The organism is Paenibacillus sp. FSL H8-0261, from assembly GCF_045040645.1.
In the GTDB taxonomy this organism is placed as follows: domain Bacteria; phylum Bacillota; class Bacilli; order Paenibacillales; family Paenibacillaceae; genus Paenibacillus_AQ.
In genome coordinates this window covers 1642982-1658415 of record NZ_CP150297.1, presented here as the reverse complement: position 1 = coordinate 1658415, position 15434 = coordinate 1642982, and the positions used below count along the sequence as shown (strand labels likewise).

Here is a 15434-nt window from a genome sequence, read left to right as displayed (position 1 = left end):
TCCACCGCGACGAGCGGTTCAATCAAGAAATCTGGGGACAACAACGGCCGGAAGTCCAATGATTCACCGCAGTGACTACTGAGCTTTTTGTTCGCAAATTTAGTTCAGCCTATATATCACCTAAATCTTCATATCCTTACCCGTATAATCTACAAACATGAAATGACCTTCTGGTGTAGTACGCTTCTCGATCAGGTCAAGGATCCCCTCGGCACTTTGATTTGGATTTGTCGGTGCCTCTGCCCCGCCCATATCGGTTTGCATCCACCCCGGATGCACGCTGAGCACTTGAATCCCACGTTCTTTTACATAGACATGCAGCTGCTGTGTGAACATATTGAGCGCCGCTTTGGAAATGCCATAAGGATAGTCGTTCGGATAAGCATTGGTGATACTTCCTGCTTCCGACGATATATTGATGATCGAGCATTCGGGTTCCGTAAGTAGCGGCAGGAAATGCTTAACCACTCGTATCGGTCCATACAGATTAATATCCATCGTTATAAGCATATCTTGGAAATCCAACGCTTCAATCGATGTATCCCGAGCGTTGAGTACCGCCGCATTATTAATAATGGCACCGAGGGTCCGACCTTGTTCTTGTAGACTCGCAGCCAGTGCCGCGATTCCTGCCTCGTCCGTCACGTCCAGCGCAGCGATGGTTAGCTTCTCTCCATAGGTTTCAGCAAGCTTCGATAGCGCTGTTTGTTCCTGATCGGGCCGGCGAACCCCAGCAATAACTCCATAGCCCCGCTTCAGCGCTTCGGCCGCCAGTTCATAACCCAGTCCACGTCCAGCACCTGTAATGATAATATTCATAGTTATTCCTCCCCGTTATCCTTATCGTTCTCTAGCAGCTCCACAATTACTTTTAACTCCTTGAAAGTGTCCATATAAGCATAACGCCCCCCGGTATACTCACCCTTTTGCTGGAGTGGGAAGCCTTTGCCTTCTAGCAGCATTATCTTTTCTTTCATTCCTTCAACTACAAAAGCAATATGATGAGGCCCCTCACCATGTTCATTCAAGTAATCCCGCCACGTACTCGGCTCATGATCCGGTTCAATCAATTCCAGCTGTAAAGAGCCCATATCAAAAAAAGCTAGCTTAGCCCGCGCCTGCGTAGCCACGCCATTATGCCGGGTCTGCGCAATATCTTCTGTATCTGTAACGATAATTTCCGGCTTTTCGAGTCCAAAAAACTCCGCATATGCCGTACTTACCTTCTCCACATCATTCACCAATATTCCAATCTGCGTAACAAAATTACCAAGCAATCCTGACATGCGCATCAACCTCCTATTAGTCTGACAAGTCCACCATACCGATTCTTTGAAAGGGCTGTCAAGCCTGTGTTGAAATCATTCTGAGCAACGATAATTTCAAGTATGTTTGTTTCGCTTAATCACCAATCCGGTTATAGAATGAAAAGTTTACATTAACAAAAAGGGGTGAGGAACGATGGACCATAGAAAAAGATCACGCCTGATGCAGCAGTTTGTTTTTGTCGGGCCGACTTCCTTGTTTTTCTTTATGATTGTGCTGATTCCTTTCTTTTTAGGACTCTATTATTCTTTTACCAGTTGGAACGGAATCTCACGTGATGTGGAGTGGACCGGACTCCGGAATTATCTACATATCTTCACAAAGGACCCTTCCTTTCTTCATTCATTCTGGTTCACGGCGAAGTTCACTTTCTTCGGTCTGATACTGACCAATCTGCTCGGCTTCGCACTCGCTTATGTACTGACCCGCAAGCTATTCACGCGCAATGTCCTGAGAACGGTATTTTTTGTACCTCATGTTATCGGTGGACTTTTGCTCGGGTTCATTTGGCAGTTTATTTTTGTCAGAGGGTTCTCCTCGATTGGACAGGCTACGGGCTGGTCCTTCTTTAATCTTCCGTGGCTGGGCACCGGAGGGACAGCCTTCTGGGCGATTGTAATCGTATTTGTCTGGCAAAATGCAGGGTACCTAATGGTCATCTACATTTCTGCAATCAACAACGTTCCCAAAAGCCTGATTGAAGCCTCAAAAGTGGATGGTGCCGGACGCTTTCAGGCTTTACGCCATGTCACCATTCCGCTGGTTATGCCAGCTGTAACCGTTTGTCTGTTCCTTTCTATCTCTTGGTCGTTTAAGCTGTTCGACCTTAACCTGTCGCTGACCAAGGGTGGTCCCTTCAAAGCTACTGAATCTGTAGCGTTGAATATTTACAATGAGGCCTATACTATTAGCCGATTCGGGATGGGCTCCGCGAAAGCGATGATTTTCTTCGTCATTGTGGCCGTAATCTCCCTGCTACAGGTTAGAGCAACCAAGAAAAGAGAGGTGGAGCTGTAATGGAGACTACCGCCAAGAAATTCAATGTGCCATTGCTTCTCGTCGAAGTAATTGTGATCCTGCTGGGCCTTCTATTCCTAGTACCGTTTTACTTTCTGCTAGCTAACTCGGTTAAGAGCTATAGTGAGATTCTTTCGGATTCCGCTGCGCTGCCCTCTGTATTCCAGTGGAGCAACTACGCCGAAGCTTGGAAAGCTATCAATTTTCCTCGTGCCTTTATGAACTCTTTTATTATCACGGTGATTAGTAATATTCTGCTAGCGTTCCTCTGCTCTATGTGCGCTTACAAAATGGTCCGCAATAACAGCTTATATAACCGCATACTTTATATTGCTTTAGTGGCCGCTATGGTTATTCCGTTTCAGGCGATCATGATCCCGCTGGTGCAAGTGGTTAGCGGTCTGGGCGTCATGGATTCAACCGCAGGTTTGATTTTAGCGTATCTTGGATTTGGCGCCCCGATGACTGTGTTTCTATTCCATGGCTTCGTCAAATCGGTACCTCTTGATATTGAGGAAGCTTCGAGAGTAGATGGCAACAGTCCTTATGGTACCTTTTTCCGGATTGTGCTTCCGCTCATGCAGCCAATTATTGTCACTGTCATTATTCTGAATACCCTGTGGATCTGGAACGATTACCTGATGCCTTCGCTTATTCTGCAGGACCCGGTGCATCGCACCATTCCCATCGCCACTTATAGCTTCTTCGGACAATATACGAAACAGTGGGATTTGGCACTTCCGGGACTTGTGCTCGGGATTACGCCCGTGGTCATCTTTTTCCTAGCGATGCAAAAATATATTATTGAAGGTATTGCCCAAGGCTCCGTAAAGGGCTAACGATACATGTTATTTTCAGCCAGAGAGGATGAATGAATATGAGAACCAAACGTGGAATTCTCCTCGCATGCTCCCTGCTGCTGGCTGCTCTGACAGCCGGCTGCGGAGATAATAGCGACAATGCGAATGGAGTTAAAACCGTGCATATCTACCAGTTCAAGGTTGAAATATCTGAAGCACTAGCTTCGCTTAAGACTGAATTTGAAAAGGAACACCCCGATATTAAGCTGGAGGTGCAAAGCGTGGGTGGCGGGACCAATTATGGCGCCTCCCTACGCGCCAAGTTCTCATCAGGAGATGAACCTGATATCTTCACCATTGGCGGCAACAATGAACGTGATATGTGGATGGAATATCTGGAGGATTTAAGCGGTGAAGCTTGGGCCAAGGATGTAAAGCCCCTAGCAGCAGAACAGATGACCGCAGATGGCAAGCTCTATGGCATGCCGATGAATCTCGAAGGATACGGCTTCATCTATAATAAGGACCTGTTTAAGAAAGCAGGCATCACCGAGAAACCCCTAACTCTAACCGCTCTGCGCGAAGCCTCCGAGAAGTTAAAGGCAGCGGGCATCACACCTTTTGCAAATGGATATCAGGAATGGTTCGTGCTCGGCAATCATAATGTGAACGTAGCTTTCGCCCAGCAGCCAGATCCCGAAGCATTTATCGCCGGGCTTACGGACGGCACCAAAACTTTCGCCGGAGACCCGGTTTTCTCCAAATGGATCGACCTGCTGGACCTTACTGTAGAGTACGGCAACAAAAATCCACTCTCCACCGACTATAATACCCAAGTCACGATGGTAGCGAGCGGAGAAGCCGCGATGATGCAGCAGGGTAACTGGACGCAAGGACAGATCGACGGCATCGATCCTAATCTAAATCTGGGTATCCTACCGATGCCCATTGACGACACCCCCGAAGACAACGACAAGCTGTATGTAGGCGTGCCAAGCAATTGGGTGATCAATAAAAACTCCCCCGTCAAGCAGGAAGCCAAGGTTTTCCTGGATTGGCTGGTCACCTCCGAGACCGGGAAAAAGTATATCACTAAGGAATTCCAGTTCATCCCTGCGCTCGACAGCATTAAGGGCACAAAAGAAGATCTTGGAACGCTAGGCGCCGAGGTGCTAGCTTATACCGATAAGGATCAGGCGCTGACCTGGAACTGGACCCGCCTGCCGAACGGGATGCCGCAGGAATTATCCAGCAGCATTCAAGGCTATCTCGGTGGCAAGCTGACCAAGGAAGGCATGCTGAAGGAGTTCCAAGTCAACTGGGATAATCTCAGTGTGCAGTGAGTTACCTGCTCTGTACACGATCGTAAAGAAAAAGCCGCGCAGCGATGCACGGCTTTTTCTTTACGATCGTATTCATTTGACTAGTTCGCACGCAGCATACTAATTTGTCTGGCAAGATACACTGGCGTATAGGGCATGTCATCTCGAAGCCAAGAAATAACCGTGCCAATTAGGGCTGCTGAACCGTACCAAACGGCAATGTCCTTCTGTATGGGCATCTTGGAATGCTCAGCAGCACCCTCCTTTTTCTCCTGGTGTGCAGAGATGATTTCCGCCATCAAGTTGAACAGACGGTCTGTAAAAATAGGGCTTCTTTTCGATGTGAGTATCACTTTATAGAATTTGGCATTTTCCGCAATATGCTTAAGCAGACTCTCTAGTATCCTCAAATTCTCTTCTTCAACCGATTCGTGATCGTTGTCATCGTTGTTGACCACTTGTAAAATGTCCTCCACCATTTCATCCGCCATCTTTTCCAACATATCCGGGAGATCCCGATAATGCAGATAAAAAGTAACACGATTGATTTTAGCCCGCTCTGCAATACGGTTTACTGATATTTTCTCAATATCCATTTCCTCAAGCAATTCAATCACAGCATCTCTAAGCAATTGACGTGTACGAAGTACCCGGGGATCTGTACGTTGCGTTGTGTTATTCATCTTACTCTCTCCAATCTTTAACTTTCATATCGTAAACTACAATTTTTAAATAATTGTTGTTTTTTAATGAGAAAACACTACAAATTTAAAACGAATGTAAACTATTTTACATTTTTTCGCAAATCGTTGCTTGATTACATGAAAATTTCATTTATAATCTAATTCATGCATTGTAAACTATACAACACACTGTAAATTTAGTCCATGATCAACGATTTGAAAGGATGGAGTGGAGTGAGTACAAAGACAGAAGTAACAAGCAGTTCCGTAAAAAAGGGACCCATCTTATTCATTATGATTTTGGGTGCCTTTCTTGCGACACTGAATCAGACTGTAATGAGCGTTGCCGTACCGGAGTTAATGCATGATTTTAATATCTCGGCTGCAACCGCTCAGTGGCTAACAACAGGCTATATGCTGGTTAATGGGGTTCTAATCCCAATTACAGCTTATTTGATGCAAAGGTTTACGACGCGAGAGCTTTTTCAAGCTTCCATGTTTATATTTTTGGCTGGAACGATCGTCTCGGCCATCGCAACAAACTTCCCTATTCTACTGACCGGGCGTATGATTCAGGCAGCTGGTGCTGGGATTATCATGCCGCTGCTCACAAATGTCATCTTGACCCTGTTCCCTCCTGTAAAGAGAGGGGCTGCCATGGGAATGGTAGGGTTAGCCATTATTTTCGCACCTGCGATTGGACCTACTTTGGCCGGATATATTTTGGAGCATTATTCTTGGGAAACTATGTTCTACGGCATGATTCCTTTGACTGTCATTGTAATCATCTGCGGATTTATTTATTTGAGAAATGTATCGGAACGTGTCTATCCCAAGTTGGATATTGTTGGCGTAGTTCTTTCTACTATCGGTTTTGGCACCTTGCTGTATGGCTTCAGCCGTGCTGCCAGCGCAGGATGGTCAAGCGCAGAAGTACTGTTCTCTCTTGGATTGGGTGTCCTTTCCCTTGGCTTGTTCGCTTGGAAACAGCTCGCTTCCCAAAACCCACTGCTTGATCTTCGGGCCTTTAAATACAGTATGTTCTCCTTAACGACTGTCATCAGTATCGCAGTTACAATCGTGATGTATGCAGATATGATGCTGCTGCCTCTGTATCTGCAGAATGCCCGTGGCTTTACAGCGATGGAATCCGGCTTGCTGCTGCTTCCTGGTGCGCTCATTATGGGTTTATTGATGCCGGTAACTGGAAAGCTGTTCGACCGGTTCGGGGCAAAATGGCTGGCCATTATCGGTCTACTGATTACAATTGCAACTACGCTAAGCTTTGTTAATTTAACGGACTCAACCAGCTATATGTATCTGGTATATATGTCAACAGGGCGCCGGATCGGTATGGCTCTTCTTCTTATGCCTATACAAACTTTAGGGTTAAATCAATTACCCTCCAAGCTTAGTGCGCACGGTACTGCGATCTCCAACACCATTCGACAAGTGGCTGGCGCCGTGGGAACTTCCTTACTCGTCACCGTAATGACAAGCCGTACTACAACGCATATGAAGGATATGATGGCTGCAGGCAGCACACAGACCGGAACAAAGGAACATATGCTCATGGAAGCCTCTATCCAAGGTATCAATGATTCCTATCTAGTTATTGTGGGCATCGGTGTTCTCGGTCTGCTGCTCTCTTTCTTCATTAAACGTGTTGGGCAAGCGCCTGATCCGGAGCAAGAACCCGAAGTGAAGCTCAAAAAAATCATTGCCAAAGAAGCATGATATATAGAAGCAATAAGTAATATTTAAAGCGACTTGCAAAAGAGATCAGCGATGTTAATCATTGCTGATCTCTTTTTAGTCTAACAACTACTCTGTTACAAGCTCGGACGGTTCACTACCCTGTATCCTGAATATAACCTCCACTCGTTTCTAAAAAATTGCCCATTGCGCAATTTTGCCCTTTGGGCAATAATATAAAAATAGAAAATTGAGCCCAGAGAGTTCTCTGTACTTAAGAAAGGAGATCGCATAGAATTTGAAGCCCAAACCGACATTACGCGACAAAAAAAAAGAAGCCACGGCCTATGCTTTAGCCAAATCCGCCTTCGAGCTTGCGCTTGAAGTAGGTATGGACGGCTTCATCGTCGACGACGTTGTCCAGAAGGCCGGCTACTCCCGGCGGACCTTTGCCAACTACTTCTCGTGCAAAGAAGAGGCGGTAGCCGCATATTTTATCAGCAACTCTTCAAGAGAAGATAAAAGCATGTTATTCGATAACCTGCCACCAGATGCAACACCGCTAGATGCCTTGTACAAATTGTTCAAGCTGCAGTTTACTTCCGAGTTTCTGTATCAATTGCGGCAGTTCGTATCGCTGGCTAATCAGTATCAGTCACTGGAGCCTTATATTCTCAGCGTATTCCGCCGCCTGCAGATTGCCGCGCAGGAAGTGCTCGAACAGTTCACTCATGGACGTTATGCCGACGGGTATACACATCTTCTCGCAGGCGCCGTTTACGGAGCGTTCGTGCCGATTCTGGATGGACGTCTGAACGTCATGCTACCAGGTGAAGCGCAGGATGAACACTCCGATGCCATATCGTTCGATCAATATCTAAATTCCATGTTTACTTATTTACGCAAAGGCTTTTAATTTAGAGATACAAAGGAGAAACCATAATATGTCTACATTTCTATACCGATTGGGCAAATCTGCATATACCAAGCCCTGGTATTTCCTTACCGTCTGGATTCTGATTCTCGGTGTTATAGGCGCCCTGCTTGGTGTCAATGGCATCCAATCCAGCTCGGAAATGAAAATTGAGGGCACTGAATCGCAAAAAGTACTGGATATGCTGGTCAAGGAACTTCCAGCAGCTGCTGGCGGTCAGGCGAGCGTTGCCTTCACCGCGCCTGATGGAGAACGGCTAGATACGCCGGAGAGATCAGCACTAATTCTGAAGGCTATAAATGATGTCTACAGCATGGACTATATCATCAATCCTGCTGAACTGGCCGCGCAAGCCGCGGCGGCTGCGGGTCAAGCTGCAGGAGCAGACCCATCAGCAGCTGCCGGTGGCCAAACTGCCACTGCGGACCCTTCGGCGGCTGCGAGTCAGACAGACGCTGCGGGTCAAGCTACTGCTGCGGTTCAGGCCGTTCCTTACGGGCCACTAATCGTTGATGGTGCTCCGGTTCCCGGCGTCATGCTGTCTGCCGACGGCAGCATCGCCCTGTTCCAATTCCAGTTCACTGTTCAGCAGACATCACTCCCCTCTTCTGTACCAGATAACGTGATTAAGGCTGTAACCGAAGTCGAGCAGGCAGGCTCCGGGATCACAGCCATTCCGAGTGATTCGCTCAAAAGCACACCGTCCATCGGATCTACGGAAGCGATCGGCGTAGCCGTCGCAGCAGTTGTGCTGTTTATTACACTCGGTTCGATTGTTGCAGCCGGACTGCCGCTGATCACCGCGCTCCTTGGCGTCGCGATTAGCGTCGGCGGTGCTTTTGCTCTTTCGAATATTGTGCACATGAATGACATTACACCCATTCTCGCAGTCATGATCGGTCTGGCTGTTGGTATCGACTACTCCTTATTTATCGTGAACCGGCAGCGGCGGTTAATTCTCGATGAGAATTTAAGTGCCAAGGAAGCAGCAAGCCGAGCGGTCGGCACCGCCGGCAGTGCAGTATTCTTCGCCGGACTTACCGTCATCATCGCCCTTTGCGGCATGTTGGTCATCGGCATCGGCTTCTTGTCAACCATGGCTCTCGTTGCTGCTGTCAGCGTGCTGATCACTGTTCTATTGGCGCTTACCCTGCTGCCTGCGCTGCTGGGTCTCGTCGGCGAACGGATCTGCACCGCCAAGGCACGTTCAAAGAACGTAGCTTCCGCGAACAAAGCCCGTCACGGGTTCTCACACCGCTGGGCGAAAGCAACCGTAAAATACCGCTGGGCTATCATTGTTCTAGTGGTCTTGGTTCTTGGTACAGCGGCGATTCCAGTAACCAAAATGGAGCTAGGTATTCCGTCTGGCGCTTCGGCAAATCTGGACACTCCAGCACGCCAGAGCTATGACATCATCTCCAAGGGCTTCGGCGAAGGGTTCAACGGTCCGTTACTACTGGTGGCCCAACCAAACAACCCGTCCGACAAGATTTCCATGGAGACGCTTGGTAAGCTGGTTCAAGAGCTGCAAATGCATGATAACGTCACGCTAGTGTCCCCAATGGGCGTCAACGCGACCGGAGATATTGCCATTATCAGTCTGATCCCTAAAACTGGCCCTACAGATACAAAGACGAGAGATCTGGTGCAAGATCTGCGCGATCCCGCTTCCAGCCTCGCATCATCAAATGATGTAACGCTTGGTGTGACCGGCTTCACTGCGATCAACATCGATATGTCCTCCAAGCTATCCGATGCATTTCCCGTGTATATCGGCATCATCGTAATTCTATCCCTAATTATACTGCTGCTTGTTTTCCGGTCGGTCATCGTTCCGATCAAGGCGACGGTAGGCTTCATTCTCAGTGTGCTCGCTACTTTCGGTCTAACCACGGCCGTGTACCAGTGGGGATGGCTGCACTCACTGTTTGGTTTTGACACAGGAGGCCCACTGCTCAGCTTTATGCCAATTCTGGTCACCGGCATTCTGTACGGACTGGCGATGGATTATCAGGTATTCCTCGTCAGCTCCATGCGTGAGGCTTACGTCCACGGACGTCGTGGCAACGACAGTGTCGTTCATGGCTACGATCTCGCCAGCCGCGTCGTACTTGCCGCAGGCGTAATCATGGTTTCCGTCTTCGCTGGCTTCATCTTCGCACCTGATGCGATGATCAAGCAGATCGGATTCGCACTGGCCTTCGGCATCCTGATCGATGCTTTCATCATCCGCATGACGCTCGTTCCGGCGGTAATGGCCGTCTTCGGAGACAAAGCCTGGTGGCTTCCGAAATGGCTAGACCGTCTGCTTCCGAACCTCGACGTCGAGGGCGATAAGCTGATCGCCATGCTTAATGCCAAGGGAGAAGGTAAGAAATAAGAAGAGGACAGCCTTTGAATTGTCCTCCCCAAATTTTGAAGAGCATGACCCTGCGAACTACCTGCAGGGTCTGCTTTATTTTTTAAGGCATTGCAGTTCTCCTGTGTCAGAGAAATCTTCTCTATATTGATCGACGAACAAATTACCCTGTTGGGTGTGTTGGCTTCTATTAGTTTAAATTTGTAGCTTACGGAGCACGCCTTGTTGTACTTTCCACAGATTTTCGGTGGTTTGGAGAGAAAAACTCCAATGTAGGGGAGCATTTTGCTTAGGTAAAACGTGTTATAAGGAAATCCTCCCTATAAATTAGCTCACAGCTGTTATATGAGCAGATTATACGGAATTCCTCCCTATATATTGGTTAATTTCAATAAAACACACCGAGTTCAGCTGAATTATAGGGATGATTTCCCTATAATCTCTCCACATGAGCTTTTAATGTAGAATTATAGGGAGGATTTCCCCATAATTCTATAGGTTTGACCCTGAAGCGAGGAACAAAAAGCAACTCCTATAAAGAAGCCAATAAACACGGGCTCCGGTACTCCTTTCGTGCACCCCTTGAACTCATTTCTGGCATAGCCCATATCCGTTGTGTTCTATACAAAAACAAGAACAGCGATTCTCCATGGATGGGAGAATCGCTGTTTTCTGTCGTTACGTTTTTTTTGATATTTCTTGTAACCGCCTATAAAGACTTTCTCTCAAAGCTAGCCTACGGCTTCCAGATGCGGTACAAGATAACTGCTGCTTCAGCACGTGTAAGCGTGTCGTTAGGCGCAATTCTATCGTTCTTTCCGTTCACAACTCCGAATTTGACCAACAATAATGCGCTGTCTTTCGCATAGCTGGAGATGCTTGCTTCATCCAGATAAGCATTTAAAGTTCCACTCGCCTTGATTTGCTTACCGGATGCCGCTAGCGCACGCGCAGTCAGCACCATCATATCTTGGCGAGAGACTTCAATGTTTGGTCGGAACGTATCATCTTCAAAGCCTGTGGCAATTCCCAGCTCCTTCGCGATGACCAGTTCATCATAATAATAATCCGTCTTTTGGACATCGCTGAACAATGCTGCACTTTTGCCCGTTCCCTTCAGTTCAAGCGCTCTCACGAGAAGAGCAATGAAATCCGCTCGCTTCATAGAATCAGCAGGTGAGAAATTATTCATGCTCGTTCCTTGGATGACATCGCGAGCTGCCATAACATCTATGGCTTGTTTTGCCCAAGATACGCTCTGCAGGTCTCCGAAGTTTTTCTTTACAGAGGTTACTGCATAAATACTGAAGTGGGTCGTTTGAAATACAACCGTTTGGGTTGCAGCATCATATCGACCATTCGGAACCGGAGCTACGTTGCCCTTATCATCGATGTACCAAACAACGATTAGATCCGGATTACTTAGCTCCTCCGCTGTCGGTGTATACGGTATGGATACCGTGACGGGAGCGTTAGGGTTATTCCATGGAATGACTTTATCGCCTGATACTACGCTTAGATCAATAACTGGATGGTTGCCGATCAAATTGCGGGTAGCTGCACTCAGGCTGTCGGCAGAGACTTTACTTATGCGTATGGACACTTGCTCAGCAAGGTCTGTTAAGTCGGGCAGCATATTGCTTGGAATTTGGATTGTAGCATTTTCCGTCTTAAGCAATAGTTCAAAGTTTTCTTTCCCCATCAAGCTTTGGGTTGGCAATTGTATATCATATACTTTCGCATCCGTTTGCTGTGGCACTTCGATTACGATTCGTTTCTTGCCGTTTGCCGCTGCGGTAGCCTGTTCAAGCGCCTTTTTCAAGTTGTCGCTGGAGATCGTGCCTACGGCAAGCCCGTTATCGGATTTCACCTCCAGTGTAATCGTAACAACACCCTCTTTGTTTGCAATGGCTACAGGCTGTGGAGTTGTTACTGCACTACCAGTGTTGCTACTACCAGTTGGTGTTGGCGTTGGTGTTGGCGTCGGTTCCGAACCGGTAGATTTCCCCTTGAGGGTAAGTACACCATAAACAGATGTGTCCATATATCCAGTACCGGTTGTATCGTTCCAAGCCGCAACACTTTGACGTGAGCCGTCTTTAGCATCATTGATCTGTACATCGAAACCAAGCTTTGTATCGTCATCCGGAGTTACCCCATGAAGCGGAATCTTCACTTCAACCGTGTAGTTTGTTCCGGAAATGTGAGTCGCCGACTCGAAACCAGCTGCGATGCTTGTGGGATTAAATGAAGTCTCATTGTCAAAATTGATTCTGTACTGCCCATCATCCTCTTGATAGAACGTTGTTTTCCCATTGTTTTGGTCCACGAAGATTTCAACCGAATCCTGTTCATGTGCGTTCACACTGCTCTTATCAAGCTGCGTATCGCTAACCTGGATCAGGACATAAAGATTTTGATCATCCCAGAGTGCTTTTGCCACTCCGCTCGCACCCTGCCAAGCCGTTTGATAACGGTTGATCGGCATTTCAGCGGTCTGACTCCAGATCTCGTCAACCGTTCCATCAATGACAGGTGCAGCGAATTTAGCGGTCGAATGATTAGCTTCAACCGATTCAGGCTCATGCTCTTCAATGAAGGTATCAGGATCGATAACGCCATAGTAAGCTGGCTTGGCTTGTAAGTTCTTATCGAACAGTAGTGGATTGGATGAAGCTCTCCAGCTCGTGTTATCATCCATACCCCAGAAGGTAACGCGTTTAATATGCTCATCGTTAGCTCTGAAGATATTTAACAACTGCGCATACAGATAACCTTGAGCATTAGCGAGCTTCTCAGAAAGCTGATAGTTGCTTCCAGCCTGAATGTCCAGCTCGGTAATGCTAACTTCGACGCCCAAGGAAATAAACTTCTCCAAGGACCGCTCCACATTTTCCGGGTTTGTATTGATGCTGTAATGTGCTTGCATGCCGACACCATCAATAAGCAATTTACCAGGGTGAGTGAGCGCATATTTATCATTAATTTCTTTGACCATACTGTAAATGGCCTGCGCTTTATTCTGATTATCTTCATTATAATCATTGTAATAGAGTTTAATATTCCAATCAGGATTCGCGTCTAGAACTTCTCTTGCCGCCAGGAATGCCTGCTCTACGTAGTCTGCGCCGATAGCACTCTTCCATGGGGCGGATCGCAGTGCAGTTTTCCAATCCGTTGGGTTAGACGGGTTATCACTCATCGCCTCATTGACAACATCCCAGGAGATCACCTTATCGCCAAAATGCTCCATAACGGTTTTGATATGAGCCCTCAAATTATCTAGAGCCTCATCCCGTCCCAAGGGGATCGTGTTGTTGTCTGCATCTGATGTTGTATTCATCCATGCTGGTGATTGCTGATGCCATACCAATACATGGCCATGCATCTGCATTCCCTCATCCAACACTTTATCTACAAGCTCATCCGCACCAGTGAACGTGAAGTTGCCCTTTGTAGGCTGCAACGCATCCGGCTTCATGGCATTACCTGCCGTAGCGACATTATGATGCATTTTCAGAAGTTCAAGTCTTACGCCTTCCAAATCCTCCGCAGATATTGCGTTTCCGATCAAAAAATGATCTTCATAAGCATCTTTAATGGGAATCAGATCCTTTTGAATACCAACCGGACCCGATCCTGTTTTTTCAAAGCTGATGTCGTCGATATAAAAAGATGCAGTACTGTTACTTGAGCTTTCCACATAAATGGTCAAATACTCGCTGCTTACATTGTTATAGCGGTATGTGCCTTCGAACTGAACCCAGCCTTCGTTTGTGCTGATGGTTTTAGGTGCGAGTTGTACATAATTGGCGCTGCTTCCATTGCCAACCTGGGTAGACAGCTGAAGCTGGGAGCTTGCAGGCTGGATCAGCTTGACCCATAACGAAATTTTATATTCGTAGCCCTTGTCCACATATTTCTCCACACGTAATGAAGGCCCATGCCAGGTGCTCGTTCTGCCCTCTACCTTTAAAGCATATGAACCGTTATCCGTATGATTCGCTTCATCGGTAATAGTAAGCGTCTCGCTACCTGCTCTGCCTTCAAAACCACCTGCTTTTTGATCCTCAAAAGTAACCGTGGTAAAAGGCAACGCTGGATCTCTAGGTGGTTCTGGTGTTGGTATTGGTGTCGGCTCTGCTGTCACCTCTTCTGTAACCAACACATCGCCGATATAGAACGGAACGGCTTTCCCTATCGCGTTCGATTGGACGCGAAGTTTCGTATCTTTACTCGAATCTACGATGAATTCTTTCGTCAAAGTGATCCCTTTGCCAGCTTCATAATCCCCACTTGCCAAAAGGGCATAACTGCCTATCGCTTGTATATAAGCTTGTGCACCGCTAGGTACAGTCACATCAGGATCAACGTACACTGTTGCGGTCACCGTGTAGGTTTTACCATTTTTCAGGCCTATGTCGCTAAAAGTAAAATCAGCCGCGTCCCAGTCATTTGTTCTATTGCTAACATATAATGCGGCACCATCAGCATTACCAGCAAAAACCTTACCGGTGACAGCTGTTAGATTAGCACTACCTGATTGTGTAGCTAAACCCTTGCCACTCACAAAAGATTCGTGATAAATTTCTTTATCCGTTTCTGTTACCGCTTTTTTTGCCGTGATGAGGACGTCCCCAATGTAAAACGGAACGGCTTTACCAATCTCGTCCGACAGAATACGTAGCGTCGTATCTTTACTCGTATCCACAGTGAATTCTTTAGTCAAGGTGATCGCTTTACCTGCTTCATAATTTACACTTGCCAAAAGACCATAGCTGTTTATGGTTTGGAGATAAGCTTGTGCGCCGCTAGGTACAGTCACATCAGCGTCAACATAAACGGATGCGGTCACCATGTAGGTTTTACCGTTTTCTAGGCCCATGTCACTAAATTTGAAATCAACCGCGTCATAGTTATTTGTTCTGTTGCTTACATATAAAGCCGCTCCGTCAGCATTGCCAGCAAATGCTTTATCGGTGACAGGCGTAAGACTAGCACTGCCCGATTGGCCTGCGATGCCTTTGCCATTCGCAAAGGTTTCGTGATATACCATTACTGAGTCTGATGGTACTGTCGCATCGGGTGCTGCAGCTTCCGTAATCGGAGCCAGCCAGCTAGACGGAATAAGCAAAGCAGCTGCGAGTAAGATCGAGATGACTTGTTTGAACATTCTACTCATTTGTTGCATTCCTCCTCCAGTGATTTTAAAATGAGCTATCCTCCTGATACTTAGGCGTAGCCAATGTCTTTAACTTTAGAGATTCACCCCCCATTTGTAACCGCTTACATATGTGC

The 15434-nt window shown here is 47.1% G+C and carries 10 protein-coding genes; 6 read left to right on the top strand and 4 right to left on the bottom strand.

Translation table 11 applies throughout. From position 1 onward, the window contains the following. Positions 1 to 120: 120 nt before the first annotated feature. Positions 121 to 819 carry an SDR family oxidoreductase gene (locus tag MHI27_RS07305; RefSeq protein WP_341127478.1) on the bottom strand — a complete coding sequence of 233 codons (699 nt, stop codon included), beginning with the start codon at positions 817 to 819 and terminating at the stop codon, positions 121 to 123. A 2-nt stretch (positions 820 to 821) separates the two neighbouring features. Next, positions 822 to 1286: a VOC family protein gene (locus MHI27_RS07300; RefSeq protein WP_076284345.1), complete on the bottom strand. Its 465-nt coding sequence runs from the start codon at positions 1284 to 1286 to the stop codon at positions 822 to 824. 175 nt (positions 1287 to 1461) lie between these two features. Here MHI27_RS07300 and MHI27_RS07295 point away from each other — a divergent pair, with 175 nt between their 5' ends. Genes MHI27_RS07295 through MHI27_RS07285 form a run of 3 tightly spaced genes read left to right on the top strand, consistent with a single transcriptional unit; the run spans position 1462 to position 4486 of the window. Continuing rightward, the gene (locus tag MHI27_RS07295; RefSeq protein WP_042185900.1) at positions 1462 to 2343 is read left to right on the top strand and encodes a carbohydrate ABC transporter permease; all 882 of its coding nucleotides are present in this window, start codon (positions 1462 to 1464) and stop codon (positions 2341 to 2343) included. After that, on the top strand, positions 2343 to 3182 hold the full coding sequence (locus MHI27_RS07290; RefSeq protein WP_405175932.1) for a carbohydrate ABC transporter permease: 840 nt from the start codon (positions 2343 to 2345) through the stop codon (positions 3180 to 3182). The genes MHI27_RS07295 and MHI27_RS07290 overlap by 1 nt, the downstream gene beginning before the upstream one ends. A 38-nt stretch (positions 3183 to 3220) precedes the next feature. Next, positions 3221 to 4486, top strand: a complete 1266-nt coding sequence (locus MHI27_RS07285; protein ID WP_405175931.1) for an ABC transporter substrate-binding protein — start codon at positions 3221 to 3223, stop codon at positions 4484 to 4486. Positions 4487 to 4566: 80 nt separating this feature from the next. Here MHI27_RS07285 and MHI27_RS07280 read toward each other — a convergent pair whose 3' ends face one another. After that, positions 4567 to 5148 (bottom strand): TetR/AcrR family transcriptional regulator, encoded by a 582-nt coding sequence (locus MHI27_RS07280; RefSeq protein ID WP_042185894.1) that lies wholly within the window; start codon positions 5146 to 5148, stop codon positions 4567 to 4569. A gap of 294 nt (positions 5149 to 5442) precedes the next feature. On the opposite strand from MHI27_RS07280, the gene MHI27_RS07275 reads away from it, so the two are divergent. The 3 genes from MHI27_RS07275 (at position 5443) to MHI27_RS07265 (ending at position 10157) form a co-directional block, all read left to right on the top strand. Further along, positions 5443 to 6885, top strand: a complete 1443-nt coding sequence (locus MHI27_RS07275; protein ID WP_405176701.1) for a DHA2 family efflux MFS transporter permease subunit — start codon at positions 5443 to 5445, stop codon at positions 6883 to 6885. A 256-nt stretch (positions 6886 to 7141) separates the two neighbouring features. Then, positions 7142 to 7759, top strand: coding sequence for a TetR/AcrR family transcriptional regulator (locus tag MHI27_RS07270; RefSeq protein WP_405175930.1), 618 nt, complete (start codon positions 7142 to 7144; stop codon positions 7757 to 7759). 28 nt (positions 7760 to 7787) lie between these two features. Beyond that, positions 7788 to 10157: an MMPL family transporter gene (locus MHI27_RS07265; protein ID WP_405175929.1), complete on the top strand. Its 2370-nt coding sequence runs from the start codon at positions 7788 to 7790 to the stop codon at positions 10155 to 10157. Between the two features lie 715 nt (positions 10158 to 10872). Here the strand turns inward: MHI27_RS07265 and MHI27_RS07260 are convergent. Further along, complete coding sequence (locus MHI27_RS07260; RefSeq protein ID WP_405175928.1) at positions 10873 to 15318, bottom strand: endo-1,4-beta-xylanase; 4446 nt, start codon at positions 15316 to 15318, stop codon at positions 10873 to 10875. Positions 15319 to 15434: the final 116 nt, after the last annotated feature.